Genomic DNA, 26,806 nt, shown 5'->3' with positions numbered 1-26,806 from the left:
CGTCCGTGCCTTCGGAAATCCGCCATGACTGGCGCCGCGAGGAACTGCTCGCCCTGTTCGACCTGCCGTTCCCCGAACTGCTGTTCCGTGCCGCGGCCGTGCACCGGCAGCATTTCGACCCGGCCCAGGTCCAGGTGTCGACCCTGCTGTCGGTGAAGACCGGGGGGTGCCCGGAGGACTGCGGCTACTGCCCGCAGGCCCAGCGCTATCACACCGGCGTGGACGCAACCAAGCTGATGGACGCGTCCGAGGTGCTGGAGAAGGCCCGCCAGGCCAGGGCCGCCGGCGCCTCGCGCTTCTGCATGGGCGCGGCCTGGCGCAGCCCGAAGGACCGCGACATCCCGAAGGTCGCCGAGATGATCGCCGGGGTGAAGGCGCTGGGCCTGGAGACCTGCGCCACCCTCGGCATGCTCTCGCCGGGCCAGGCCGCGGCCCTGCGCGATGCCGGCCTGGACTACTACAACCACAACCTGGACACCGCGCCGGAGTTCTACGGCGACGTGATCCGGACCCGCCAGTACCAGGACCGCCTGGACACGCTGGAACACGTGCGCGACGCCGGCCTCAAGACCTGCTGCGGCGGCATCGTCGGCATGGGCGAGACCCGCGAGCAGCGCGCCGGCCTGCTGCAGGCGCTGGCCAACCTGCCGGCGCACCCCGACTCGGTACCGATCAACCGGCTGGTGCAGGTCGCCGGCACGCCGCTGGCGGGCACCGCCGAGCTGGATCCGTTCGAGTTCGTGCGGATGATCGCGGTGGCGCGGATCGCGATGCCGCGCTCGATGGTGCGCCTGTCGGCCGGGCGCGAGGCGATGAGCGACGAGCTGCAGGCGCTGTGCTTCGCGGCCGGCGCCAACTCGATCTTCCATGGCGAGAAGCTCCTGACCACCGGCAACCCGGACGTCGAGCGCGACCAGGCCCTGTTCGCGCGCCTGGGCCTGCAGCCGATGCCGCTCCAGTGTGACCACGATCACGGAACCTCCACGGGCGCCGGCGGTACCGTGCACGCCGACATCACCGCGCCGGACCCAGCCTGCGGCCGCGCGGCCTGACCACGGCAGCGCTCCCGGGGGGGAGGGGCACACGATGGCACGGACCGACATCCACGAACGCATCCTTGCCCAGCGCCGCCAGCGGGCCGCGCAGGGCCGCCTGCGCGAGCGCCGGGCCATCACCCGCCGCGATGGCGTGCGGGTCGAGGTGGACGGCCGCTGGCTGACCGGCTTCTGCAGCAACGACTACCTTGGCCTGGCCTCGCAGTTCGAAGTCGGCGCGGCGCTGCAGGATGCGGTCTCGCGCGAGGGCACCGGTTCGACCGCCTCGCACCTGGTCTGCGGCCACCATGCCCTGCACGAACAGCTCGAGCGCGAGATGGCCGACTGGCTCGGCGTGCCGCGTGCGCTGCTGTTCGGCAGCGGCTTCGCCGCCAACCTGGCCGTGCAGCAGGCCCTGCTGGAGGACGACGACGTGTGCGTCCAGGACCGGCTCAACCACGCCAGCCTGATCGACGCCACCCGCCTGGCCGGCGCGCGCCTGCGCCGCTACCCGCACCTGGACCCGGAAGGTGCGATGCGTCAGCTGCGCAACGCCCCCGGCGGCGCCGCGATCCTCGCCACCGACGGCGTCTTCAGCATGGATGGCGACGTCGCCCCGCTGCGCGCCCTGTCGCTGGTGGCCCGTACCCAGGACGCGCTGCTGTACGTGGACGACGCCCACGGCATCGGCGTACTCGGCCCGCAGGGCCGCGGCACCGTCGCCGAAGCGGGCCTGGGCGTGGCCGACGTTCCCCTGCAGCTGGCCACGCTCGGCAAGGCGCTCGGCGGCTACGGCGCGGTGGTCGCCGGCGACGCCGACCTGGTCGAGCACCTGGCCGGCACCGCGCGCCCCTACCTGTACACCACGGCCCTGCCCCCGGCGCTGGCCGCCGCTTCGCTGGCCGCGCTGAAGCTGGCGCGTCGCGACGACTGGCGGCGCACGCGGCTGCAGGAGCTGGTCGGGCAGTTCCGCACCGGCGCCGGCCGTTTCGGCCTGGAGCTGATGCCGTCCGCCACCCCGATCCAGCCGGTGCTGTGCGGCGACGAGGCGAGCGCGATGGCGATGTCCGCGGCGCTGGAGCAGGCCGGCTTCCTGGTCGCCGCGATCCGGCCGCCGACCGTGGCCGAAGGCCGCTCGCGCCTGCGCGTGACGCTGACCTCGCTGCATACGCCGCAGCAGGTCAACGCCCTGCTCGGCGCGATCGCGGAGGCCCGCGACCGGGTCGTGCGCGACGTCGCCTGAGCCCTGCGCAGGTTCGCGGCCCCGGCGGTTCGCCGGCATCGGCGACAATGGCGGCATGCATATCGAAACCCTGGGCCGCGGCCCGGACCTGGTCCTGATCCATGGCTGGGCGCTGCATGGCGGCGTGTTCGCGCCGCTCGCGCAGCGCCTGGCGCCGCACTTCCGCCTGCACCTGGTCGACCTGCCGGGCCACGGCTTCAGCCGCGGGCCGGCGGACCCGCTCGACCTGGCGGCCGTGGCCAGCGAGATCGCCTCGCGTACGCCGCCCGCGATCTGGCTGGGCTGGTCGCTCGGGGGGCTGTTCGCGCTGCGCGCGGCGGCCGCGCTGCCGACGGTGCGCGGCCTGGTGATGGTGGCGGCGACGCCGCGCTTCGTGCGCGCGCCGGACTGGCCGCACGCGGTGGAGCCGGAGGTGTTCGCCCGCTTCGGCGACGAGCTGGCCGGCGACTACGCCGGCACGCTCGACCGCTTCATCGCCCTGGACACCCTGGGTTCGGAGCACGGGCGCTCGGAACTGAAGACCCTGCGCGCGCTGCTGCACGAGCGCGGCGCCCCCGACCCGGCGGCGCTGCGCGACGGCCTGGCGCTGCTCGCGTCGTCCGACCTGCGCCGCAGCCTGCCCGGGCTGCGCGTGCCGAGCCTGTGGCTGGCCGGGCGGCGCGACCGGCTGGTCGACCCGCGTGGCATGGCCGCGGCGGCGGCGCGCGTGCCGGGCGCACGTTTCGTGGAGCTGGCCCATGCCGCCCACGCGCCGTTCCTCGGCCATGTCGACCGGGTAGCGGCGGAAATCGGCGCTTTCGCCGACAATATCGAGCCCGGCCCCACCGTTTCCTGAGTTTCGCGCCGCGCCATGGACCCCCTGTTCGACCCCCGCCAGGTGCGCCGCGCGTTCTCGCGCGCCGCGCGCGGCTACGACGCGGCCGCCGCGCTGCAGGCCGAAGTGCGCGCGCGCCTGCTCGAATCGCTGGAGTACCTCGACGACCGCGTGCCGTCGGTGGTCCTCGACATCGGCAGCGGCACCGGGCACGCCTCGGCGGCGATGAAGAAGCGCTGGCCGAAAGCGCAGGTGCTGGCGCTGGACCTGGCCCTGCCGATGCTGCGCGAATCCAGGCGGCAGGCCGGCTGGTGGAAGCCGTTCAACCGCGTCTGCGCCGACGCGCGCGCGCTGCCGCTGGCCGAAGGCAGCGTCGACGTGATCTTCAGCAACCTGTGCCTGCAGTGGGTCGAGGACCTGCCGGCGGTGTTCGCCGGCTTCCGCCGCGTGCTCAAGCCCGACGGGCTGCTGTTGTGCACCAGCTTCGGCCCGGAGACGCTGGTCGAACTGCGCGACGCCTTCGGCCGGGTCGACGCCGAACCGCATGTCAGCCCGTTCGCGTCGATCGCCCGCTTCGGCGATGCGCTGGTGGCGGCTGGCTTCCGCGATCCGGTGCTCGACCGCGACCTGTTCACCCTGACCTACCCGGACCTGCCGGCGCTGATGCACGAACTGCGCGCGATCGGCGCGACCAACGCGCTGGCCTCGCGCCGTCGCAGCCTCACCGGGCGGGCGCGCTTCGCGGCGGCGGCGGCGGCCTACGAGCCGCTGCGCGATGGCGCAGGACGTTTGCCGAGCAGCTGGGAGGTGATCTACGCCCAGGCCTGGTCGCCCGCGCCGGGCGCGCCGATCCGCGAGGGGGGACACGAGGTCGCCGCGGTGCCGCTCTCGCAGATCCCGATCCGCCGCCGCCAGCCGTGAGCGCCTGGCGCGCCGGCGGCGGTCAGCGCGAAACCTGGGCGATCCAGTCCTGCAGGTTGTAGTAGTTGCTCACCCGCGCGATGCGGTCGTCGCGGATGTCGAAGAACGCCCCGCCGGGCAGCACGTATTCCTGCCCGCGCGCGGGCGGCAGGCCTTCGTCGTCGCGCAGGTACCGGCCGTGCACCACGTACTCGGCCGCGGCGCGGTCGCCGTCCTGCGAGGCGAGGACCACGATGTCCTGCAGCTGTTCCCGGTAGCTGGCGTCCATGCGCTTCATGAACGCGTCGAATGCGGCCTTGCCGGTCTCGCGCGCGCCCTGGTTGAGGTCATGGGCGACGTCGTCGGCGAGCAGGGCCAGCATCGCCTCGCGGTCGCCGCGGTTGAAGGCCGCGTAGTAGGCCAGCACCAGCTCGATCGCGCGGTCCTGGCGGCGGGTGCCATCGATCTTCATCGTCGGGGGCCTTGCCTCGTCGGGGCAGGCATCATACGCCGCGCTGTCCTCACGCCGCGCGCAGGACCAGGTCGCGATGGAAGAAGTAGACCTCCTGCAAGAGGAAGCGCCACTGCGTCTGCACGGTGCGGAAGCGCGTGCTCGGGGTCGGCGAACCGACCGCGTCGATGCCCAGCTCGCGGCTCAGGCGCAGCGCGCGCGCCATGTGCAGCGGGTCGCTGACCACGATCGCGCGGTGCAGCCCGCGCTCCTGCATCAGCTGGCGGGCCTGCAGCAGGTTCTCGCGGGTCGTGCGCGAGACCGATTCGATCAGGATCGCCGATTCGGGAATGCCCTGCTGCAGGGCATAGCGCCGGGCGACCTGGGATTCGGAGAAGCGCGCACGGCTGCCGCCGTAGCCGCCGGTGAACAGCAGCACCGGCGCGTACCCGCGGCGGTACAGGTCCAGTCCATGGCGGATGCGTTCCTGGAACACGGGCGAAGGGCGGGCGTCGTAGGCGGCGGCGCCGAGCACGATGATCGCGTCGGCCGGCCCGGCCTGGTCGCGCTGGCCGACCCAGACGATCCACGTGGCGACCGCGGCCAGCCACAGCAGGACCAGCAGCGCCAGGCGCCACAGCCAGCCGCCCCAGCCGCGCCTGCGGCGACCCCTCAACCGTGCCAAGGCAGCGCCCCGAGGTCGACATTGCCGCCCGACAGCACCATGCCGACGCGGCGTCCGGCGACGCGCTCCGGCTGCGCCAGCACGGCCGCCAGCGCCACCGCCGACGAAGGCTCGATGACCTGCTTGAGCACCTGCCAGGCCAGGCGCATCGCCGCGATCGTGTCCGCGTCGTCGACCACCACCACCTCCGCGCCCGCGGCATGCAGCAGGCTGAAGTTGGGGGCACCCAGCGCGCCACGCAGGCCGTCGCACACGGTGTCGGGCACGAACTCGATCCGGCGCTCGCCGGCGGCCAGGGATGCGGCGGTGTCGGCGGCCCCCGCCGGTTCGGCCAGGAGCAGGCGGCAGTCCGGCGCGACCGCGGACAGGGCGAGCGCGGTGCCCGCGGCCAGCCCCCCGCCGCCGACCGGCACCACCATGATCTCCGGCGCGCCGGACTGGCCGACCAGTTCGAGCGTCGCCGTGCCCTGCCCGGCGATCACCTGCGGATCGGCATAGGGATGGACCAGGGTGGCGCCGGTGCCCTCCTGCACCTGCGCGCACATCGCTTCACGCGCCGCCTGGGTGGGCTCGCAGCGCCAGAGGGTCGCGCCATGGCGCTGGATGTTGGCCAGCTTCGCCGCGACCGCGCCCTCGGGCACGACCACGTGGCACGGAATGCCGCGGTCGCGGGCCGCGAGCGCCAGCGCCGCCCCGTGGTTGCCGGAGGAGTGGGTCACCACGCCGCGCCCGGCCACCCCGGCCGGCAACGACCACACCGCATTGCAGGCGCCACGGAACTTGAACGCACCGCCGCGCTGGAGGTGTTCGGCCTTGAATGCCAGCGTGCAGCCGGCCATCGCATCGAGCGCGCGCGAGTGCAGGACGGGGGTGACGGTGGCGTGTCCGGCGATCCGGGCGGCGGCGGCGAGGACGTCGTCGGCGGCGGGCAGGTCGGTCATGCGTGAAGGGTAGCCTATCGCGCCGGCACGGCCGAGCGCGCCGGCGCTGTCCGTTGCCTGAGCGCGACAGGTCGGCGCCGGCAGGATTAAGCACGGATTCAATCCGCGGCGTCGAAGCTGGCGCTACATGCGACGGGGGGACACCATGAAACTACGACTGCTGGCGGGTCTGGCGTGCGCGCTGGCGCTGGGAGGCTGCACGACCTACGGCTACGTGGATGACGGCGGAGGCTACTACTCCGGCGGATCCTCGACCCGCTACGTGTACCCGTCCTATGGCTACGGCGTGTACGGCTATGGCGCCCCGTACTACCGCTATTCCCCGGGCCTCTCGTTCGGGCTGGGCTACGGGTACGGATATGGATACGGCCCGGGTTACGGCTACGGCCCCGGCTATGGCTACGGCTATCCCCGTCATCCGGGCTACCGGCCCTATTACCCGCATTCCCGTCCCCCCACCCATTACCCCCGTCCGCCGCGACCAGACCATGGCCAGGGTCCGGGCCACCGGCCGCCACCGGTGTCGAGCCACGGGCCTGACCCGGACCGGGCCCCATGGCGCGATCTCGAGCGCCTGCGCCGCGGCGTCGAGGAGAACGAGCCGCGGCGGCAGCCTCGGCCCGGCGCATACGGCTTCGGCCCGGGGTCGGCAGAATCGCCGCGCGGTCCACGACCGGCGCTCAACGCGCCCCCGTCCCAGCCGCCCGCCTATCGCGTCGCCGGGCCGCGCCATGGCAACGGCCCCGGTGCCTCGCCACGAAGCGAACGGAGCATGGAGCGGGGCGGCCAGCGGACATCCGAATCCCGCGAGTCGAACAGGCCGCGGAGTGGGACGCGGGACACGGTCGAGCCCTGAATTAGCGCTTGCACTGCCCGGTTTTCGGTCGCAAGCTAGCGCGGCAAGGTGACCGGGCGCGTCATGTTGTGACCCGCACGGCCAAGTCCATGTCGATGTCCGGCAGGGAAATCTGGATCCCCCCTGTTCCGGCCCTGTCGGACGTCGACGCCCCTGCGACAGCCCGGCTCCGGCCGGGCTGTCTCTTTTTGTGGCCTCGGTCACAGTCCAGGGGGCCGGGCAAAAAAATGGGGCCGGCAGTCCCCCGACTGCCGGCCCCCCGGCTTCCCCATCGCGCGCGTGGCTGGCCCCTGTTCCAATTCCAGCCCGCGCCCCCGACGCATTGCCGCGATGGGTGCACGTGATGGTTGCAGCAGGAAGCGTGCCAATCCCGGGCCGCCGGACCAGGCATGCGGCGGTAAAATCACGCGCCCTGCAGTGCCCCGGGGCCCGATCCCGGCGACGGCGTTCTCCATGACCCAGTCCTTCCACCACTACGACGTGATCGTGATTGGCGGCGGCCATGCCGGCACCGAGGCCGCGCTCGCGGCCGCGCGCGCGGGCGCACGCACCCTGCTGCTGACCCACAACATCGAGACCGTGGGTGCGATGAGCTGCAACCCGGCCATCGGTGGCATCGGCAAGGGCCACCTGGTCCGGGAAATCGACGCGCTCGGCGGGGCGATGGCGCATGCGGCCGACCTGGCCGGCATCCAGTGGCGCACGCTCAACGCGAGCAAAGGCCCCGCGGTACGCGCCACGCGCTGCCAGGCCGACCGCGCGCTGTACCGCAGCGCGATCCGGCGCATCGTCGAGGGCCAGGCCAACCTGACCGTGTTCCAGGCCGCGGTCGACGATCTCGTCATCGAGGGCGATGCGGTCCGCGGCGCGATCACCCAGACCGGCCTGGGTTTCGAGGCCCCGGCCGTGGTCCTGACCGCCGGCACCTTCCTTGCCGGCAAGATCCACATCGGCGAGACCCAGTACACCGCCGGGCGCATGGGCGACCCGCCGGCCACGACCCTGGCCGCGCGCCTGCGCGAGCGGCCCTTCGCGATCGACCGGCTCAAGACCGGTACGCCGCCGCGCATCGACGGTCGCACGCTGGACTACTCGGTGATGGACGAGCAGCCCGGCGACGACCCGATGCCGGTGATGTCGTTCCTCGGCGACGTGCGCGAGCATCCGCGCCAGGTGTCGTGCTGGATCACCCATACCTCCGAGCGTACCCACGAGATCATCCGCGGTGCGCTCGACCGGTCGCCGCTGTACACCGGCCAGATCGAAGGCATCGGCCCGCGCTACTGCCCCTCGATCGAGGACAAGGTGGTGCGCTTCGCCGAGAAGGCCAGCCACCAGATCTTCGTCGAGCCCGAGGGGCTGGACGTCGTGGAGATCTACCCCAATGGCATCTCCACCTCGCTGCCGTTCGACGTCCAGCTGGAGCTGGTGCGCTCGATCCGCGGCTTCGGGAACGCGCACATCACCCGGCCCGGCTACGCGATCGAATACGACTTCTTCGATCCACGCGGGTTGAAGGCGACGCTGGAGACCAAGCTGGTGGCGGGCCTGTTCTTCGCCGGCCAGATCAACGGCACCACCGGCTACGAGGAAGCGGCCGCGCAGGGCCTGCTGGCGGGCCTGAACGCCGCGCGCTTCGTGCACGGCCATGAAGGCTGGTCGCCGCGCCGCGACGAGGCCTACCTCGGCGTGCTGGTCGACGACCTGATCACCCACGGCACCACCGAGCCGTACCGGATGTTCACCAGCCGCGCCGAGTACCGGTTGCAGCTGCGGGAGGACAACGCCGACCTGCGCCTGACCGCGAAGGGTCGCGAGCTGGGCGTGGTGGACGAGGTGCGCTGGGCGCGGTTCGAGGCCAAGCGCGCAGAGATCGACCTCGAGCAGCAGCGCCTGCGCGCGCTGTGGGCGACCCCGGCCAACGCCCTCGGGCGCGAGGTCGAGGCCGTACTGGGCGTGGCGGTCAGCCGCGAAACCAGCGCGCTGGACCTGATCAAGCGCCCCGAGCTGGGCTATGCGTCTCTGATGAGGGTGCCATCGCTCGGTCCCGGCGTGGACGATCCCCAGGTCGCCGAGCAGGTCGAGATCGCGGTGAAGTACGCCGGCTACCTGGATCGCCAGCGCGAGGAGATCGCGCGCCAGCAGCGCCACGAGGACACCGCGATCCCGGCGAGGTTCGACTACGCCGCCGTGCGCGGCCTGTCGGCCGAGGTCCAGCAGAAGCTGGAGCGCGTGCGGCCGCAGACCATCGGCCAGGCCCAGCGCATCCCCGGCATGACCCCGGCGGCGATCTCGCTGCTGCTGGTGCACCTGGAACGCCTGCGCCGCAGCCGCGTCGCCTGACCGGCCCGGGGCCGGGTGGTCCCCCGGCTGCAGTGGCGCGCGGGAGCGAGCTGCGGCAGGCTGGGCCGATGAGCGATCCTTCCAGCCCCGCGCGGGAAGTCCCCACCCCCGGCGGCGAGCAGCGCGTGCTGCGCTTCTCCATCGCCGCCACGGTGCTGGTGGCGGCGCTCGGCATCGTCTTCGGCCTGCTGTCCGGGTCCTACGCGATCGTGTTCGATGGCATCTACTCGCTCGCGGACGGCGCGACGAGCGTGGTCGCGCTGCTGGTGGTCAACCTGATCGCCAGCCACACCGCGGGCGAATCGCAGGACCGGCGCTTGGCCGAGAAGTTCACGATGGGCTTCTGGCACCTGGAACCGATGGTGGTCGGCGCCGCCGGCATGCTGATGTCGGGGGCGGCGGTCTACGCCTTCATCAATGCGATCGGCAGCTTCCTCGCCGGCGGTCGCCCGCTGCACTTCGGCCAGGCGACCATCTACGCAGGGGCCACGGTGGCGATCAGCCTGGCGATGGCCTGGTATGGCCGGCGCGCCAATCGTCGCCTGCGTTCGGAACTGATCGCGATGGATGTGCGCGGTTGGCTGATGTCGGCGGCGATCACCGCTGCCCTGCTCGTCGCCTTCGTCATCGGCCTGGCGATCCAGGGTACCTCGCTGGAATGGATATCGCCTTATGTCGACCCGGCGGTGCTGGCGCTGGTGTGCCTGGCGATCTTCCCGATCCCGCTGCGTGCGGTCCGGCAGGCGCTCTCGGAGATCCTGCTGGTGACGCCGGCCGCGCTCAAGCATCACGTCGACGCCGTCGCGCAACGGATCGTCGAGCGGCACGGTTTCCTGTCCTATCGCGCCTACGTGGCCAAGGTCGGGCGGGGTCGCCAGATCGAGCTGTATTTCATCGTTCCCGCAGGCTGGCCGCCGCGCGCGCTGGAAGCATGGGATGCCCTGCGCGACGAGATCGGCGAGGCGATCGGCGGGGATTCGCCGGACCGGTGGCTGACGATCGTTTTCACCACCGATCGCGAGTGGGCCGAGTAGCGGGCAGGTGTCCTCAGCCGCGCAGCGCGCGGTTCCAGGGCATGTGCACCAGCAGCCGGGCCATGCCGCAGAACCCGGTCAGGCCGGCCACCATCAGACCGGCACCGACGAAGCCGGACAGCAGCAGGAACCACGGCGACATCGTCGCCGCCAGTACCGCGCCGAGCAGGGCCAGGCTGCCCGCGGCAATCTGCACCTGGCGCATCAGTTCCAGCGGTGCGCGCGCATTGCGGACCACCGGCAGGCCGGCCTGCTTCCATGCGTCCAGGCCACCGGCGACCACATAGGCAGGGCAGCCGGGGCTGGCGGCTTCAAGGGCGGCGGCATTGGCGCGGGTGCGCATGCCGGAACGGCAATGGAACACGATCGTCCGGCCCGGCGCCTGTTGCAGCTGTGGCGCCGAGCCCACGTGCTCCAGCGGGATGCAGCAGGCGCCCGGAATGCGTTCGCGCGCGTGCTCGTCGGCATCGCGGATGTCGACGAGCAGAGCGCCCTGCTCGATGAGGGCGAGGGCGGCGCGGGGGTCAACGGTCTTCATGTGGCTCTCGGCTTTCAGGGGCAGAACACGGATTTGAGCGCGGACACCAGGGTTTCGACGCGCGGGTCGTCGATGCGGTAATGCACCGACTGGCCCTCGCGGCGGCAGGCGACCAGGCCGTCGGCACGCATCCGCGCCAGGTGCTGGGACAGCGCCGACTGGCTCAGGTCCACCTGCGCCTGCATCTGGCCGACGTTCATCTCGCCGTGCTCGATCAGCAGGCACAGCAGCAGGAGACGCTGTTCGTTGCCGATCGCGCGCAGCATCGCCGCGGCCTGGCTGGCGCCCTGCTCCATGAACTTCCGGTCCCGGCGTTTCGTGTTCATGCCGCCATCATATCAGCCATTGCTAAATTAGCAATAACTAATATATTGGACGGCATGGGCAACCGGCCCGGACCGATGGAGACAGCACATGAGTACCGCTTCCTACCAGGAACTGACCCGCGAGGTATCGCGCAACCTGGCCCCGCTGCGCACCCACAACGCCGACGTCATGCAGGGCTTCGGCGCGCTGGGCAAGGCCGCGCTGGCGCCGGGCGCACTGGACGAGAAGACCAAGGAGCTGATCGCCATGGCGATCGGCGTGGCCAACCGCTGTGATGCCTGCCTGGGCTTCCACGCCAAGGCGCTGGTGCGGCTTGGCGCCACGTCACAGGAATTCCGCGAGATGCTCGGCGTCGCCGTGTACATGGGCGGCGGCCCGTCGTTGATGTACGCCGCCAACGCGATGGCGGCCTACGAGGAATTCGGCGGGGCCGCCGCAGCGGCCTGATCGACCGCCGGTCGCGCAGCCTCCGGGTCCGGCCGGCTGCCGCGCGCATCGAAGCGTGCCAGGACGGAGCGGGCCTGCCCGCTCCACGCCGGTCAGCTGCGGCGCAGTCCCTTGAGCGCGTCGGCCATGGCGCTGTTGAAGGGCGCAGCCTGCTGCGGGCGCGGCGCGCCGCGGTTCTCACGTGGCTGTCCACCCGGGCGCCCGCCCTCGCGGCGTGCGTCGCGCTCGCCGCCCGGGCGCGATGTCGCCTGCCCGGGCTCGTCGTCCATGCGCCGGGTCAGGGCGATGCGCTTGCGCGCCACGTCCACCTCCAGCACCTTCACCTTGACGATGTCGCCGGCCTTCACCACTTCGCGCGGGTCCTTCACGAAGCGGTCGGACAGCGCGGAAATGTGCACCAGGCCGTCCTGGTGCACGCCGATGTCGACGAACGCGCCGAACGCCGCGACATTGCTGACCACGCCCTCCAGGATCATGCCCGGGCGCAGGTCCTTGATGTCCTCCACGCCGTCGGCGAACTTCGCCGCCTTGAACTCGGGGCGCGGGTCGCGACCGGGCTTCTCCAGCTCCTTGAGGATGTCGCGCACGGTCGGCAGGCCGAACTTCTCGTCGGTGAACTGCTCGGCCTTGAGCGCGCGCAGGAACGCGCCGTCGCCGATGATCTGCTTCACCGCGCGGCCGCTGCCGGCCAGGATCCGCTCGACCACCGGATAGGCTTCCGGATGCACCGAAGAGGCATCGAGCGGCTCGTCGCCGTCGGCGATGCGCAGGAAGCCGGCGCACTGCTCGAAGGTCTTTTCGCCCAGCCGCGGCACCTTCAGCAGCGCCTTGCGCGAGGCGAAGCGGCCGTTCTGGTCGCGGTGCGCGACGATGTTCTCGGCCACCGTCGTCGACAGCCCGGACACGCGCGCCAGCAGCGCCGCCGAGGCGGTGTTCACGTCGACGCCGACCGCGTTCACGCAATCCTCGACCCGGGCGTCCAGCGCACGCGCCAGCCGGTACTGGTCCACGTCGTGCTGGTACTGGCCCACGCCAATGGCCTTGGGTTCGATCTTGACCAGCTCGGCCAGCGGATCCTGCAGGCGCCGGGCAATGGAGACCGCGCCGCGCAGCGACACGTCCAGGCCCGGGAACTCCTTCGCCGCCAGTTCCGAGGCCGAATAGACCGACGCGCCGGCTTCGCTGACCACGATCTTCTGCATCTTCAGCTCGGGCAGCAGCTTGAGCAGGTCGCCGGCGAGCTTGTCGGTCTCGCGCGAGGCGGTGCCGTTGCCGATCGCCACCAGCTGCACGCCGTGGGCGACGCACAGCTTGCGCAGCGAGGCCAGCGAAGCATCCCACTGCCGCTTGGGCTCGTGCGGGTAGATCGTGTCGGTGGCGACCAGCTTGCCGGTGGCGTCGACGACGGCGACCTTGACGCCGGTGCGCAGGCCCGGGTCCAGGCCGAGCACGGCCTTCGGCCCGGCGGGCGCGGCCAGCAGCAGGTCCTTGAGGTTGTCGCCGAACACCGCGATCGCCTCGGCCTCGGCCTTCTCGCGGGCCTGGTTGAACAGGTCCAGCAGCAGGTGCATGTGGATCTTGGCGCGCCAGGCAAGGCGGCAGGCGTTGCGCAGCCAGGCGTCGGCGGCGCGGCCCCGGTCCTCGATCCCGGCCTGGCGCGCGATGCGGCCCTCGGCGTACGCATTGCCGGCCTCGACGTCGCTGCCCGGCTCGAGCTCGAGCTGCAGGAACTCCTCACGGCGGCCGCGGAACAGCGCCAGCAGGCGGTGCGAGGGAATCTTCGCCAGCGGCTCGGCATGGTCGAAGTAGTCGCGGAACTTCTCGCCGGCCGCTTCCTTGCCCTCGACCACCTTGGCCCGGATCACGCCGTTGCCGTCCAGCCACTGGCGCAGTTCGCCGAGCAGCGCGGCATCCTCGCCCCAGCGCTCGATCAGGATCGCGCGCGCACCTTCCAGCGCGGCCTTGGCGTCGGCCACCCCCTTTTCGGCGTCGACGAAGCCGGCGGCAAACTCCTCCGGGACCTGCGACGGATCGGCGAGCAGGCCGTCGGCCAGCGGCTCCAGCCCTGCCTCGCGCGCGATCTGGGCGCGGGTGCGGCGCTTCTGCTTGTAGGGCAGGTACAGGTCTTCCAGGCGCGACTTGCTGTCGGCGGCTTCGATCTCGCCGCGCAGCGCGTCGGTCAGCTTGCCCTGCTCGCCGATGCTGGCCAGGATCGCCGCGCGCCGGTCTTCCATCTCGCGCAGGTAGGCCAGGCGCACTTCGAGGTTGCGCAGCTGGGTGTCGTCCAGGCCGCCGGTGACCTCCTTGCGGTAGCGGGCGATGAACGGCACGGTCGCGCCCTCGTCGAGCAGGCCGACGGCGGAGACGACCTGCGCGGGCTGCGCGCCGATCTCCCCGGCGATGGTCTGGGCGATCTTGCGGGCGAGCGCGGCGGAGAGTTCGGTCATGGACAGCGGATTCTGTGGCGGAAAGCGGAATCCGATTGTGGCAACGGGGCCGGCCCGATGTAAGCCGTTGACAAGCGGCGATCCTCCGGCGCGGACATGGCGGGTGCGATGCGATGGCGACGGACGCCGCCGCCCGCGCGTGCTCAGCGGCGCTCTGGACCGCGGGCCAGGGTCCGGGCCATCAGTGCGTTGTCCAGCGAAACCCCGTTGATGGTGGCCGACTGGCGCTGCACGACCGAAAAGCCATGGCGGATGAAGAAGGCTTCCGCGGCGGCGCTCACGCACGCCGACAGCCGCGCGGTGCCGCGTCGCGCCGCCGTCCGGTGGATGCGGGCCATCAGCGCGGCGCCGACCCCGCGGCCGGAGAATGCCTCCGCCACGAAGAAGTGCTCGATGTGGCCCGACGCCTGCAGGTCGGCGTAGCCGGCCACCTCGCCGTCGACCACGGCGACGTACGGTCGCAGCGCGCCGATCCTGGCGGCCCACTGCCGCGCGTCGTACGCCGGCGGCGCCCAGGCCTCGAGCTGCTCGCGCGAGTAGAAGCCCTTGGCGAGGCCGTGGATCGACGACATGAACACCCGGCGCAGCGCCGGCGGATCCGCCGGCTCGAACCGGCGGACGGACACGCGGGGGGACGTGCCCGTCGGCCCGCTCACAAACCCATTTCCCGCAACAGGTGCGGCGCCGGATAGACCTCCCCCATCAGCCAGCGCATGTAGCGCATGTCGACGTGGATCGCGCGCTTGTAGCGCGGGTCGAACCACCAGCTGGCGCTGACCGCTTCCCAGTTGCTGTCGAAGTTCAGGCCGACCAGTTCGCCGCGGGCATTGAGTACCGGGGAGCCGGAATTGCCGCCGGTGGTATCCAGGTTGGTGAGGAAGTTGACCGGCTGGGTGCCCAGCGCGGCATCGGCGGTGCCGCCGAAGTCGCCCCTGGCGATCGCCGCGAGCAGTGGCGCCGGCGCGTCGAACGGCACCTGCCCGGTGTGCTTCTGGGCGATGCCGGCCACGGTGGTCACCGGCGCGTAGGTCACCGCGTCGCGCGGCTGCAGCCGCTCCAGCCGGCCGTAACTGACCCGCAGGGTGCCGTTGGCGTCCGGGTACAGCGGCCGGCCCTGGCGTTCCCGCCACGCGGCCAGCGCGGCCATGTAGGCCGGGCGCAGGCGCAGCAGCTCGCCGTCGCGGGCCTTGCGTTCGTCTTCCAGGCGCAGCTGGGCCGGCACCAGGCGGGCGGCCAGCGCCAGCAGCGGATCGGCCTGCAGGCGACGGCCCTCGCGCGCTTCGGCGAACCGCGCCAGGCGCACCGCCTCGTCGCCAAGCGTCGTGCCGGCGTACAGCGCAGCGAGCGCCTGGTCCAGCTCGCCCGCGGTGCGGCCGAAGGCGGCGTCGAACTCGGGCACGCGCTGCGCGTCCGGGAGCGCCTGGTAGCGGGCCAGCAGCGCGCGCAGCAGCGCCTTCTCCACCTGCGGGTCGTAGCGGCGCTGCACCTGCCTGAGCGTGCCTTCGATCAGCGCCAGGTCGCGCGCCTGGTAGCCGCTTTCGCGCTGCGCGTCCGGCCTGGCCGCTTCCAGCCGCAGGCGCTCCAGCTGCAATGCCGAGCGCAGCAGCTGGGTCTGGGTGGCCAGCAGGCCCAGCACCTGGTCGCGTTCGCGGACCGCGGACGCGCCGTCGAGCACGCGGTCCAGTGCGGCCAGGTCGCGGCGCTGGCCGGCGGCGGTATGGGCCAGCATGGCCTGCTCGTCCTCGCGGCGCAGCCGCACCGCGTCGCTGCGGCGCAGGCCTTCCAGCTCGCCGGCCGCGCGCTTGCGGTTGTTCTTGAGCGATTGCAGCTGCGAGGCGTAGAGCGTCTTCGCCTGTGCGCTGTCGCGCCCGGCCTGTTCGATCACCGCGATCAGGCGGTCGAACACCTCCACCCGCGCCGGCAGCGTCCATTCGACCTGTTCGGCGAACTCGGCCGCGGTGCGGTGCCGGTAGGTGACGCCGGGGTAGCCGGCGAGCATGGCGAAGTCGCCCTCGCGCGGCCCGTCGGAAGCCACCTGCAGGTGCGACGGCGGCTGGTAGGGCACGTTGTCCGGCGAATGCGCGGCGGGCCTGCCGTCCTTGCCGACGTAGGCGCGCAGCAGGGTGAAGTCGCCGGTGTGGCGGGGCCACATGAAGTTGTCGATCTCGTCGCCGAAGTTGCCGATCGCGCGCGGCGGCGCGTAGGCCAGGCGCAGGTCGCGCAGCTCCAGCTGCCGGATCCGGTAGAAATCGGTGCCGCTGTACATGTTGGCCACGCTGCAGCGCACGCCGGCCTCGCGTTCGCACTCGGCGACGATCCGCTTGCCCGCCGCGTCGACCGCGTCGTAGTACGCGCGACCGTCCTTGCCGCGCGCCGCGCCGAGCACCTGGTCGGTGACCCGGTCGAAGCCGACCGTGACCAGCACGCGGAAGTCGGGGTTGGCCGGCAGTTCGCCGCCGCGGTCCGCGGCGACGTAGCCGTCGTCGATCAGGTTGCGCGCGGGCGTGCTGTTGTACTGGATCACGCCGAAGGCGACGTGGTGGTTGGTCAGCACCAGCCCGTCGGCGGAGACGAAGGCGCCGGTGCCGCCCCCGGCACGGACCACCGCGTTGAGCGGTGCGCCGGTCAGGTCGGCCAGCGCGGCCGGGTCGCCGGCATAGCCGGCCTCGCGCAGTTGCGCGGCCAGCTGCGGCAGTTGCGCGGGCATCCACATGCCCTCGTCGGCCGCGGCATGCCCGGCCAGCAGGGCCAGGCAGGCGAAGGTGGCGCGGGCCAGGGCGTGGCGCGCGGGCGTCGGCGGGATCAGCGTCATCGGGATGCCATCGGTGGAAGCGGAACCGGCGACGGTATCGGCGCGCCGCGGCGCCGACAACCGCCGCAGGTCATGCGTGCGCGCTCAGCGCTCGGTGCGCCAGTTGACCGAGCCGCGGGTCTCCACCGTGCTCGATTCCAGCTCGACGTCGAAGCCCTTGCGCAGCAGGTACTTGAGGATCACCACCTGGCCGGCGCCGACCATCGACACGCCGTAGCCGACGTACAGCCGCGGCGACAGGTACTTGCCCACGCCGACCACCGAGCCGCCGAGCGCACGCGACTGCATCACGCCGGCGTCGTCGAAGCCCAGCCGGGTGCCGAGCTGCGCGGCCAGCAGGCCGGTGCCGGCCGACATCGCCGCCGAAGTCGCGGTGACCTGCTGGGCCTGGTCGCGGGTCGCCCCTTCCAGGCTGCGTCCGAGCATCAGGTAGGCCAGCGCCTCGGACTGCGGCATCGACGGATTGGACCAGACGTTGAGCTGCGGCCCGCTGGCGTGCCCGGACACGTCGATGCCGGCGACCACGTCGCCGACCCGGCGCTCGGCGCGCACGTTGATCCGGGGATCCGCGATCTGGTTGTTGCTCCAGGTGAGCTGGCCGGTGGTGATCGTCAGGTCCTGGCCGTAGGCCTTGTAGCGCCCGCCGACCTCAAGCGCGCCGGTGGCCACCATTTCGTGGCCCGGGCGCGAGCGCACCTGCAGCCGGCCGGACATGGTGCCCTGCAGGCCGTAACCGGTGATCGAGACGTTGTCGCCGAGCACCAGCGCCAGGTCCATGTCCAGCGGCGTGCTGCCCTGGTCCTCCGGATCGACCGGATCGACCACGACCACGTCCTCGGACACCGAGACGCCCTGCTCGAGCCGCTCGAGGTTGACCGTCGCCTCGGTGACGGCGACCTGGCCGCGCAGGACCATGGTCGGGCCATCCATGCTGAACTGCAGGTCGGGCGTGGCGATGGCCCTGAGCATCGGCGTGTCGGCGATCAGCACGTCGCGGCCGTTGATCTGCAGCTGCAGCGGCGTGGCCTGGCCGAACCAGGACAGGCTGCCGTCGACCGTGAGCCGGCCGCCGCCGGAACTCACCGACGCCTGCAGCCGGGCCGAACCGTCGGGCTGCGCGTCCAGGCTGCCCTGGCCATCGGTGAGGCTCAGGCCCAGCGCGGGCAGCTCGCCCTGGAAGTCCTCCAGCAGCAGCTGGCCGGCCATCAGCGGGGTCTCGCGCGTCCCGCGCACGCTCATGTGGCCGCGCACCACCCCGCGCGGCCGCACCAGGTCGGGCGAGAACAGCTCCAGCCAGAACAGCTGGGACACATAGGTGTAGAGCTCGCCGGTCAGTGGCGAGTACGGATCCCAGCCGGTGTTGAAGGTCGCATCGACGTAGCCGTTGCCTTGGAAGCCGGTGCCGAGCCGGCCCTGGATCTTCTGCGGGTCGAAGGTCACGTCGAAGCTGAAGTTGTCGTAGCGGGCGATCTCGCGCCGTGCGTTGTTGCCCAGGCGCATGCCGCCTTCGGGCGACTTGAGGTGGATGCCGCCGACCCAGCGGTTGCCCTGCGGGCGGATGTCCGCGTCCAGGGTCAGTTCTCCGCGCAGCACCAGGGCGCGGCCGCCCTGTTCCGGCAGCCACGGGGCGAGCAGGGTCAGCGGCAGCCGCTCGCTGTTGACCACCAGGCCCTCCCGCGGCCAGTCGGCCTGCGCGCACAGCGAGGCATCGCCGTTGGCGCCGGTCGTGGCCAGGCAGGCCGGCTGCAGCACGACGCGCTCGCCGAGCACGGTGAACGCGGCCGGGGCGGTCAGCGCCCAGGCATTGCCGCGGGCCGGTTCGATCCGCAACTGGTCGAGCGAGCCCGCCCATCCGGCGCCGCGCCGCCGGAGCTGGCCGGCCACGCTCATCCCGGCCGCCTGCGGGCTGTCGGCCTGCACCTGCAGCTGCAGGTCCTCCACCGCCCCGCGCGCGTGCACGGTCACCGACTGCAGCGCGATGCCGACCTGCACTTCGCTGCCCTGCACGACCAGGTCGCCATTGCGCCCGCGCCACGGCAGCTGGCCGCGGAGGTCGATCGCATTGACACTCCAGTCGTCCCAGCGCAGTCCGCGGCCGCGCAGGTCGGCCTGCACGTCCGGCGCCTGGCGCAGGCCGGTCAGGCGCAACGAACCCTCAACCGTGCCGGCGGCGCCGGGCAGCAGGTCGTCCAGCTGCAGCGGCTGCAGCTGCGCATGGATGTCGAGGCGGTCGCCGATGCGGCCACTGGCGCGCACCCGGCTGTTGCCCAGGGCCAGGGTGACATTGCCTTCGCCCTGGTCGCCACGCAGCACGAAGCGGCCGTTGCCCGACAGCGCCCGGCCGCGCAGGCGCCCGCCGAGCGACTGCACGTCGGCCTGCGCATCGAAGCCGCCGCCGTCGCGTGCGCGTCCGGTGGTGGCGATGCGGCCGTGGACGCTGCCGTCCCAGCCCGGGGCGAAGTAGCCGGGGTCGAACCCCTCGAGCACCAGCGCCAGGTTCCAGTCCAGGACCGGATCCCAGCCGGCCTCGCCGGTGGCCTGCAGCGTGCCGGTCGGCATGGTCGCGTGCAGCGAGTGGATCGTCGCCCGCGCCTGGTCGCCGCGGACGTCCAGCACCAGGTCGGCCTGCTGGCCGTCGCGGCGAAGCGTCGCATCGCCGTAGGCCGCCCAGCGCTCGATCGAGCCGGCCAGGCCCAGCGCGGCGTCCACGCCGACCGCCGGCACGGCCGGGTCCGCGCCCTCGAAGCTCAACCCGCGGGCGACCGCGGAAAAGCGGAAATGCCGGTCGGCGGGGTTGCTGAAATCGGCGTGGCCACGCAGCACCACCTGTCCGCCCTGCGCTTCCACGGCCAGGGGCGCGACCGTCAGCACCTGTTCGGACAGGTGGACCTGCGATGGCGCGATCACCAGGCGCTGGGCGCCGCGCCCGGCTTCGCCGGAGAGGTTGGCGTTGCCCCCGGTACCGCTGGCGGCGACGTCGAAGGTGATCGCCTCCGCTGCCGGTTCGCCGCCGGTGAGCAGGGCCGGGTCCAGGCCCTTGCTGCTGGCGACGAGCCGCCAGGCCGGCGCGTCTTCGTCGCCGCCGAGGGTGAGCGTGGCGCGCAGCGGTTCGGGCGCACGCCCGCCGATGCCCACCTCCATGCCCGACAGGTCGCCGCGGGCGAGCAGGCCCAGCCGCGCCGGGCTGCGCCCGTGCGGCGCCGGCAGCACCGCCGTCACCAGGATGTCGCTGCGGTAGTCGTGCACCGGTTCGTAGCTGCCATGCACGGTGAACAGGCCCAGGTCGCTGTCGACCTTCAGCCGTTCGGCGTGCAGCGAGCCGTTGGCGATGTCGATGCCGCCGCGCAGCGAGCGGATGTCGATGACGTGTTCGCCGCCGGACGTGATGTCCAGCCCGTCGATCACGATCCGGTCGGCCTGGATCGCGATCGGCATTTCGATCGGCGGCAACGACTCGGGCCAGCGCGGCAGCTCGAACGGTTCGTCGCTGCGCATCAGGTTGAGCGTGGCGCCTTCGATCTCGAACGCGTCCAGCCGCAGCCGGCGGCCGAGCAGCGGGCGGATGTCCGGGTCCAGGTAGGCCCGCCGCGCGGTGAAGCGGTAATCCTCGTAGCGGAAGTCCAGGCCATGGATGGTCAGCGGGCCGGCGATCGGGCCCTCGACCTTCTCCCAGGTCAGCGTCGCCCCCACCGGCAGCCGCGAGATGATCTGCGCCAGCAGCACGTCGCGACCGGCCACGGTCTGCAGCAGCCAGTACAGCAGGAGCAGCATGCCCAGCGTGCCGGCCAGGGCCAGCAGCCCGGACCAGGCCCAGAACCGGCGGCGCCGGTAGAAGCGCGGCCGCCGCACCGGCGGCACTGGCGCGCCCGTATCCGGCGGCGGCACCGGCGTGCTCACAGGTTGGCCCCCAGGCTCAGGTAGATCTGGAAGCTTGAATCGGGATCGTCGAGGCCATGGGCGATGTCCACGCGCACGCCGCCGATCGGCGAGCGCCAGCGGGCGCCGATGCCGATGCCCACGTGCGGATCGAACTCGTCGTCGAACGCGTCGCCGACGTCGACGAAGCCGGCCATGCCCCACGGCCCGGCGTTGAAGTAGTGCTCGTACTCGGCCGAACCGGTCAGCACGTAGCGCGCGCCCAGGGCGAAGTTGTCCGGCGGCGGCGTGCGCGGGCCGACCTCGCGCCAGGCGTAGCCGCGGATGCTGCGGTCGCCGCCGGCGAAGAAGCGCAGGCTCGGCGGCATCGACACCAGGTCGCTGGTCCAGGTCGCGCCGGCCTCGCCGCGCAGGATCAGCCGGTCGGCCTCGCCCACGCCCTGGAACCAGGTGCCGCTGGCCCAGCCCTGGACGAAACTGGTGTCCGAACCCAGCGCCTCGGTGCCGGCGCGCATGGCCAGGTTCAGGCTCAGGCCGTGGCGCGGGAACAGCCGGTTGTCCACGCCGATGTAGCTGCCGGTGAGTTCCGGGTAGAGCAGCGTGGAGTACGTGTACAGGCGCTGGCCGGTGGCGCTGTCCATGTCGTAGCTCCAGCGCTCGCGCAGGGCGATCAGCGACGCGGTCGCGGTCCAGCGTTCGGTGAGCTCGCCGCTGCGGCTGCCGATCAGGCGCACGTTGCGGAAGTCGATGTAGTCGGTCTGCTCGTCGTACGCGCTGAACGCGGCGGTATACCAGCCATCGAGCCAGGCGAACGCCGGCACGCGGTACTGGACCAGCAGGTTCTTGCGGTTCTGCGCGTAGTCGACGTCGGTGACCAGCTTGTGGCCGCGGTCGTTGACGTAGCGGCGTTCCATGCCGAAGCGCACGCCCATGCCGCTCTCGGTGCCGTAGCTCACGCCGGCGGTGTAGACGGTGCGCTTGGCCAGCGCGAGGGTGACGTCGATCGGCACCCGCAGGTCGTCGCTGGCCTGGTCGGTCAGCGGCTGGATGTCGATGGCGCTGAAGTAGTCGAGCTTCACCAGCGACTGGCGCAGCCGGTCCAGCTTGCCCTGGTGGAAATAGCTGCCCTCCTCCCAGGTCACCAGCTTCTCCAGCAGCCCGGGCCGGAAGAACTCCTGGTGGAAGGTGGTCGGCCCCATGTCGTAGCGGAAGCCGCTGTCCCAGACCAGGTCGATGTCGGCGGCGAAGTCGGCGCGGGTCACGCGGACCTCGCGCGACATGAAATCGGCGTCGAAGTAGCCGCGCTCGGCCAGGCGCCGGGTGATGCCGTCGCGGCTGGCCTCGTAGGTGGCGTGGTTGAACGGGTCGCCCTGCCGGGGCCGGAAGGCCGCCAGGTCGCGGGCCAGGTACTGGTCCTCGCCGCCAGGGCCGACGATGTCCACGTTCGACGCCCGCACGCGCACCGGCTCGCCCGGATCGACGTTCACCGTGACCACGATCCGGTCGTTGGCGTCGCGTGGCGAGTCCACGGTGATGGTCGGCGAGTAGTAGCCGAACGGCTCCAGCGCGCGCCGTGCCTCGCGCTCGGTACTGAGCAGGAGGAACTCGAGCCGCGATTCGCCCTGGGTCTCGCCCACCTCGTCGTTCACCGACAGGGCCAGGCGCACGTTGTGCTCCATGGCCTCGTGGTGCTCGAGGCCGCGGATCTCGACCCGCTCGATGGTGCCGCGGGCCCAGCCGGGCGCCGCCACCAGGGCCAGGATCAGCGCGAGGAACGGGCGGAGTCGCATCGGCTCAGGATAACGGGGCCGGCGCCGGCCCCGTTAGCCCGTCCTCACGCCGTTGGCGTTCAGGCGGACAGGTGGCCGATCGCGGCGACCGCGCCGAAGCGGTCGGCCAGGCGCTTGAGCAGGGCCAGGCGGTTGCCGCGGATCGCCGGGTCGTCGGCGTTGACCATCACCTGGTCGAAGAACGCGTCGACCTGCGGCCGCACCAGTGCCAGGCGGTTGAGCACGCGCACGTAGTCATGCTGGTGCAACGCGGCCGTGGTGTCGTCGAGCGCGGCCTCCACGGCCTCGCCGAGCGCGCGTTCGGCCGGCTCGGCGAACAGCGCCGGGTCCTCCATTGCCGGGATCGCGATGTCGGCCTTCTTCAGGATGTTGCCGATGCGCTTGTTGGCCGCGGCCAGCGCTTCGGCCTCCGGCAGCGCGGCGAACGTGCCGATCGCGTCGATCCGGGTGTCGAAGTCGTACAGCGAGGCCGGCTTGAGCTCGGCCACCGCGTTGAAGTGGGCGGCCGGCACGCCCTTGTCGGCGTAGTAGCCGCGCAGGCGTTCGAGGATGAAGTCGTAGAGCTCGCCCGCGTCGGCGGTGGCGGTCGCGCCGTCCTTGCCCGCCGGCAGTGGCCCGACGCCGGCGATCGCGCTGCCGACCAGTTCCTTCAGCGAGAGGTTGAAGCCGCTCTCGATCAGCGTGCGCGCCAGCCCCAGCGCGTTGCGGCGCAGGGCGAACGGGTCCTTGTTGCCGGTCGGCTTCAGGCCCGCGGCGAAACCGCCGGCCAGCGTGTCGGCGCGTTCGGCGATCGCCAGCACCTTGCCCAGCGGCGACAGCGCGATGTCGTCGCCGGCGAAGCGCGGCTGGTAGGCCTCGTCGATCGCCAGCGCGACCTCGGACGGCTCGCCCGCGGCCAGAGCGTAGTGGCGACCGGCAATGCCCTGCAGTTCCGGGAACTCGTTGACCATGCGCGACTGCAGGTCGTTCTTGGCCAGCTGCGCGGCGCGGCGCGCCTGCGCCGGGTCGGCGCCGACCTGCGCGGCGACGGCCTCGGCCAGCGCAGCCACGCGCGCGACCTTGTCGGCCACCGAGCCCAGCCTTGCCTGGTAGGTGACGGTCCTGAGCCCATCCCCCATCGACGCCAGGCCCTGCTTGAGGTCCTCGTCGAAGAAGAACTTGGCGTCGGCGAAGCGCGGGCGGATCACCCGCTCGTAGCCCTTGCGCACCTCGGCCACGTCGCGCGACTCGATGTTGGCGATGCCGATGAAGTGCTCGGTCAGCCTGCCGCCGTCGCCGAGCACCGGGAAGAACTTCTGGTTGATCTCCATCGTCTCGACCAGCGCTTCCTGCGGCACCGCCAGGAACTCGCGCTCGAAGCTGCACAGCACCGCCGCCGGCCACTCGGTCAGGCACACCACCTGCTCGAGGTTGTCGTCGGTGATCCGCGCGCTGCCGCCGGCCTGCGCCGCGGCCTTGCCGACCTCGGCCACGATCCGTGCGCGGCGCTCCTCCGGATCGACCAGTACCCGCGCGGCGGACAGCGCGTCCAGGTAGTCGCCGGGCTGGCCGATCCAGACCGGCTTGTCGTGCTCGAAGCGGTGGCCGCGGCTCATCCGGTCCGAGCCCACGCCGAGCACCTGCGCCGGCACCACGGTGTCGCCGAGCAGCAGCACCAGCCAGTGCACCGGGCGGGCGAAGGCGTAGTCGTGGTCGCCCCAGCGCATCGGCTTGGGGATCGGCATGCCGGCGATCGCCTCGGCCACGACCTCGGCCAGCAGGTCGGCGGTCTTCGCGCCCGGCTTGACCGAGCGGTGGACGAAACGCTCGCCCTTGGCGTCGGAGGTACGCTCCAGCGCGTCCCAGGCGACGCCGGCCTTGGCGGCGAACCCTTCCAGCGCCCGGGTCGGCCTGCCCTCGCCGTCGAGCGCGATGTTCACGTAGGGACCGAGCACCTCGGAGGCCTGCTCCGGTTGCTCCACGTCCACCGCCGGCAGCAGCACGGCCAGGCGCCGCGGGGTGTACAGGGGGCGCGCGTCGCCCACCTCCACGCCGACGCCGCGCCTGTCCAGCGCCGCGACCACGCCGTCGAAGAACGCCTGGGCCAGGCCCGGGAGCGCCTTGACCGGCAGTTCCTCGGTGCCCAGTTCGACCAGCAGGGGGAGTTGCGTGCTCATGGATGTTCCTGTGTGGAGGCCTCGCCGCCTTCGGGTCCGTAGAAGACCACCCAGGTGGCGAAGTCGTCGCTGAAATTCTCGAATCGGTGCTCGCGGCCGGCCGGGACGAACAGCACCTGGCCGGGCTCGAATGAATGGCGCTGGCCGCCGTCGACGAACTCGCCGTGGCCGGAGATCACCATGTACAGCTCGTCGCGGGTATGCGGGGTCTGCAGGTCGCGCCCGCGCGGGCGGTAGATCTCCACGCTCAGCGAACCATGGGCGAAGACCTCCGCGAACGCCGCGCCGTCGCTGCGCGCGTCGAGCGACTGCAGGGCCGCGGCGGGCGTCAGCCGCGGGCTCATGCGCCCTGCTTCAGTCCCGGGAAGCCCAGTTTCTCGCGCTGGGCGTGGTAGGCCTCGGCCACGCCCTGGGCCAGCCTGCGCACGCGCAGGATGTAGCGCTGCCGCTCGGTCACCGAGATCGCGCGGCGCGCGTCGAGCAGGTTGAAGCTGTGGCTGGCCTTGCACACCTGCTCGTACGCCGGCAGCGGCAGGCCGGCCTCGACCAGCTTCAGCGCCCCGGCCTCGCAGGCGTCGAAGCGGTGGAACAGCTCGGCCACGTCGGCGTACTCGAAGTTGTAGGTGCTCTGCTCGACTTCGTTCTGGTGGTAGACATCGCCGTAGGTGACCACGCCCTGCGGGCCGACCGTCCAGACCAGGTCGTAGACGTTGTCCACGTTCTGCAGGTACATGCACAGGCGCTCGAGCCCGTAGGTGATCTCGCCCAGCACCGGCTTGCACTCCAGGCCGCCGGCCTGCTGGAAGTAGGTGAACTGGGTCACCTCCATCCCGTTGAGCCAGACCTCCCAGCCCAGGCCCCAGGCGCCGAGGGTCGGCGATTCCCAGTTGTCCTCGACGAAGCGCAGGTCGTGCACGCGCGGATCGATGCCCAGCGCCTTCAGCGAACCCAGGTAAAGCTCCTGGATGTTGTCCGGGTTGGGCTTCATCACCACCTGGTACTGGTAGTAACGCTGCAGCCGGTTGGGGTTCTCGCCGTAGCGGCCGTCGGTGGGCCGGCGCGAGGGCTGCACGTAGGCGGCGTTCCACGGCTCCGGGCCGAGCGCGCGCAGGAAGGTCGCCGGGTGGAAGGTGCCGGCGCCGACCTCCAGGTCGAGCGGCTGGATCAGCACGCAACCCTGCTCGGCCCAGTAGGCGTTGAGCGCCTGGATCAATCCCTGGAAGGTCGGACCTGTCATCGGCATTTATTGCGCTGCGGAAAAGCGGGCTAGTATAGGGCCGGGCCCCGCGCCATGCGGGTTTCCGCCGTTTCAACGGCTACTTTTCCTGCCGGTCCACCTGCCCGTGAACGCCGCCCGCCGCGCGCCCTTCCTGATCGTCGAGACCGGCCAGCCGGTGGACAGCCTCAAGCGCTACGGCCGCTTCCCGCACTGGATCCGGGTCGCCGCCGGGCTGGCGGCGCACGAGGTGGTCGAGGTCAATCCGGAGCGGGGCGACGCGCTGCCCGCCGCGGCCGGCCTGGCCGGGGTCATCGTCAGCGGCTCGGCGGCTTTCGTCACCGACCGCGCCGACTGGAGCGAGCGCACCGCCGGTTGGATGCGCGAGGCGGTGGAGGCGGGCACCCCGCTGCTGGGCATCTGCTACGGCCACCAGCTGCTGGCCCACGCGCTCGGCGGCCAGGTCGACTACAACCCGGCCGGGCGCGAGTCCGGCACGGTGTTCATCGACCTGCACCCGCCGGCGTTCGAAGACCCGCTGTTCGCGCAGATGCCGGCGCGGTTCGCCGCCCATGCCACCCACCTGCAGACCGTGCTGCAGCCGCCGGAAGGCGCCACCGTGCTGGCCCGCTCCGAGCAGGACGGCTGCCACGCCTTCCGCTGGGGCGAGCAGGCCTGGGGCGTGCAGTTCCATCCGGAATTCGCCACCCACCACATGCGCGGCTACGTGCACGCGCGGGCCGACTGCCTGCGCAACCACGGACGCTGCCCGCGCACGGTGGCGCGGGAAGTCAGCGCCGCCCCGCAGGCGCGCCGCCTGCTGCGCCGCTTCGTCCAGCATGCGCGCGGCACCCCCGGGCGCGCCGGCCATGCCTGAACCGGCCGCCGGCGGCACT

General features: G+C 72.1%; 21 protein-coding genes. 8 read left to right on the top strand and 13 right to left on the bottom strand.

What is annotated here, in order from left to right; translation table 11 throughout:
- Window positions 1-5 precede the first annotated feature (5 nt).
- From bioB to bioC, 4 genes are read left to right on the top strand one after another with little or no spacing between them, the layout of a single operon-like run.
- The gene (gene bioB / locus ACA089_RS11860) at window positions 6-1,052 is read left to right on the top strand and encodes a biotin synthase BioB (protein ID WP_372017020.1); all 1,047 of its coding nucleotides are present in this window, start codon (window positions 6-8) and stop codon (window positions 1,050-1,052) included.
- Between the two features lie 34 nt (window positions 1,053-1,086).
- Window positions 1,087-2,277 carry an 8-amino-7-oxononanoate synthase gene (gene bioF, locus ACA089_RS11855; RefSeq protein WP_372017018.1) on the top strand — a complete coding sequence of 397 codons (1,191 nt, stop codon included), beginning with the start codon at window positions 1,087-1,089 and terminating at the stop codon, window positions 2,275-2,277.
- A gap of 55 nt (window positions 2,278-2,332) precedes the next feature.
- On the top strand, window positions 2,333-3,112 hold the full coding sequence (bioH, locus tag ACA089_RS11850) for a pimeloyl-ACP methyl ester esterase BioH (RefSeq protein ID WP_372017016.1): 780 nt from the start codon (window positions 2,333-2,335) through the stop codon (window positions 3,110-3,112).
- 15 nt (window positions 3,113-3,127) lie between these two features.
- On the top strand, window positions 3,128-4,012 hold the full coding sequence (bioC, locus tag ACA089_RS11845; RefSeq protein WP_372017014.1) for a malonyl-ACP O-methyltransferase BioC: 885 nt from the start codon (window positions 3,128-3,130) through the stop codon (window positions 4,010-4,012).
- A gap of 22 nt (window positions 4,013-4,034) precedes the next feature.
- On the opposite strand, the gene ACA089_RS11840 is transcribed toward bioC, so the two are convergent.
- From ACA089_RS11840 to ACA089_RS11830, 3 genes are read right to left on the bottom strand one after another with little or no spacing between them, the layout of a single operon-like run.
- Window positions 4,035-4,463: a ketosteroid isomerase-related protein gene (locus ACA089_RS11840; protein ID WP_372017012.1), complete on the bottom strand. Its 429-nt coding sequence runs from the start codon at window positions 4,461-4,463 to the stop codon at window positions 4,035-4,037.
- A 49-nt stretch (window positions 4,464-4,512) separates the two neighbouring features.
- Window positions 4,513-5,127, bottom strand: a complete 615-nt coding sequence (locus ACA089_RS11835; protein WP_372017011.1) for a YdcF family protein — start codon at window positions 5,125-5,127, stop codon at window positions 4,513-4,515.
- Window positions 5,115-6,068, bottom strand: a complete 954-nt coding sequence (locus tag ACA089_RS11830) for a pyridoxal-phosphate dependent enzyme (protein WP_372017009.1) — start codon at window positions 6,066-6,068, stop codon at window positions 5,115-5,117. Before ACA089_RS11830 ends, ACA089_RS11835 begins: the two co-directional genes overlap by 13 nt.
- 1,309 nt (window positions 6,069-7,377) lie before the next feature.
- Between ACA089_RS11830 and mnmG the strand changes: the two genes are divergently transcribed.
- Both mnmG and ACA089_RS11820 read left to right on the top strand, forming a co-directional pair.
- Window positions 7,378-9,267, top strand: coding sequence for a tRNA uridine-5-carboxymethylaminomethyl(34) synthesis enzyme MnmG (gene mnmG, locus ACA089_RS11825; RefSeq protein ID WP_372017007.1), 1,890 nt, complete (start codon window positions 7,378-7,380; stop codon window positions 9,265-9,267).
- Window positions 9,268-9,335: 68 nt separating this feature from the next.
- A complete protein-coding gene (locus ACA089_RS11820; RefSeq protein WP_372017005.1) occupies window positions 9,336-10,301 on the top strand; it encodes a cation diffusion facilitator family transporter in 966 nt (321 codons plus the stop codon).
- 13 nt (window positions 10,302-10,314) lie between these two features.
- On the opposite strand, the gene ACA089_RS11815 is transcribed toward ACA089_RS11820, so the two are convergent.
- Both ACA089_RS11815 and ACA089_RS11810 read right to left on the bottom strand, forming a co-directional pair.
- Window positions 10,315-10,839, bottom strand: coding sequence for a rhodanese family protein (locus tag ACA089_RS11815; RefSeq protein ID WP_372017003.1), 525 nt, complete (start codon window positions 10,837-10,839; stop codon window positions 10,315-10,317).
- A 14-nt stretch (window positions 10,840-10,853) separates the two neighbouring features.
- Window positions 10,854-11,165 (bottom strand): ArsR/SmtB family transcription factor, encoded by a 312-nt coding sequence (locus ACA089_RS11810; protein ID WP_372017001.1) that lies wholly within the window; start codon window positions 11,163-11,165, stop codon window positions 10,854-10,856.
- 88 nt (window positions 11,166-11,253) lie between these two features.
- Between ACA089_RS11810 and ACA089_RS11805 the strand changes: the two genes are divergently transcribed.
- A complete protein-coding gene (locus ACA089_RS11805) occupies window positions 11,254-11,613 on the top strand; it encodes a carboxymuconolactone decarboxylase family protein (RefSeq protein WP_372016999.1) in 360 nt (119 codons plus the stop codon).
- A gap of 92 nt (window positions 11,614-11,705) precedes the next feature.
- On the opposite strand, the gene ACA089_RS11800 is transcribed toward ACA089_RS11805, so the two are convergent.
- The 8 genes from ACA089_RS11800 to glyQ all read right to left on the bottom strand — a co-directional run bounded on the left by ACA089_RS11800 (window position 11,706) and on the right by glyQ (window position 25,931).
- Window positions 11,706-14,060: a Tex family protein gene (locus ACA089_RS11800; RefSeq protein WP_372016997.1), complete on the bottom strand. Its 2,355-nt coding sequence runs from the start codon at window positions 14,058-14,060 to the stop codon at window positions 11,706-11,708.
- A 143-nt stretch (window positions 14,061-14,203) separates the two neighbouring features.
- Window positions 14,204-14,686, bottom strand: a complete 483-nt coding sequence (locus ACA089_RS11795) for a GNAT family N-acetyltransferase (RefSeq protein ID WP_372016995.1) — start codon at window positions 14,684-14,686, stop codon at window positions 14,204-14,206.
- A gap of 26 nt (window positions 14,687-14,712) precedes the next feature.
- The gene (locus tag ACA089_RS11790) at window positions 14,713-16,872 is read right to left on the bottom strand and encodes a S46 family peptidase (RefSeq protein ID WP_372016993.1); all 2,160 of its coding nucleotides are present in this window, start codon (window positions 16,870-16,872) and stop codon (window positions 14,713-14,715) included.
- Between the two features lie 84 nt (window positions 16,873-16,956).
- Window positions 16,957-20,769, bottom strand: coding sequence for a translocation/assembly module TamB domain-containing protein (locus ACA089_RS11785; RefSeq protein ID WP_372016992.1), 3,813 nt, complete (start codon window positions 20,767-20,769; stop codon window positions 16,957-16,959).
- Window positions 20,766-22,538: an autotransporter assembly complex protein TamA gene (locus ACA089_RS11780; RefSeq protein WP_372016990.1), complete on the bottom strand. Its 1,773-nt coding sequence runs from the start codon at window positions 22,536-22,538 to the stop codon at window positions 20,766-20,768. Before ACA089_RS11780 ends, ACA089_RS11785 begins: the two co-directional genes overlap by 4 nt.
- 59 nt (window positions 22,539-22,597) lie before the next feature.
- Window positions 22,598-24,694: a glycine--tRNA ligase subunit beta gene (gene glyS, locus ACA089_RS11775; protein ID WP_372016988.1), complete on the bottom strand. Its 2,097-nt coding sequence runs from the start codon at window positions 24,692-24,694 to the stop codon at window positions 22,598-22,600.
- Complete coding sequence (locus tag ACA089_RS11770; RefSeq protein ID WP_372016986.1) at window positions 24,691-25,038, bottom strand: cupin domain-containing protein; 348 nt, start codon at window positions 25,036-25,038, stop codon at window positions 24,691-24,693. Before ACA089_RS11770 ends, glyS begins: the two co-directional genes overlap by 4 nt.
- Window positions 25,035-25,931, bottom strand: a complete 897-nt coding sequence (gene glyQ / locus ACA089_RS11765; protein ID WP_372016984.1) for a glycine--tRNA ligase subunit alpha — start codon at window positions 25,929-25,931, stop codon at window positions 25,035-25,037. Before glyQ ends, ACA089_RS11770 begins: the two co-directional genes overlap by 4 nt.
- Window positions 25,932-26,037: 106 nt before the next feature.
- On the opposite strand from glyQ, the gene ACA089_RS11760 reads away from it, so the two are divergent.
- On the top strand, window positions 26,038-26,787 hold the full coding sequence (locus ACA089_RS11760; protein WP_372016982.1) for a glutamine amidotransferase: 750 nt from the start codon (window positions 26,038-26,040) through the stop codon (window positions 26,785-26,787).
- The last annotated feature ends 19 nt before the right edge of the window (window positions 26,788-26,806 follow it).

Origin of the sequence: Pseudoxanthomonas fibrivorans (assembly GCF_041464125.1) — a bacterium.
Lineage (GTDB): Bacteria > Pseudomonadota > Gammaproteobacteria > Xanthomonadales > Xanthomonadaceae > Pseudoxanthomonas.
Note: the sequence above shows the minus strand (reverse complement) of the source record. Positions and strands in the feature narration are given on the sequence as shown.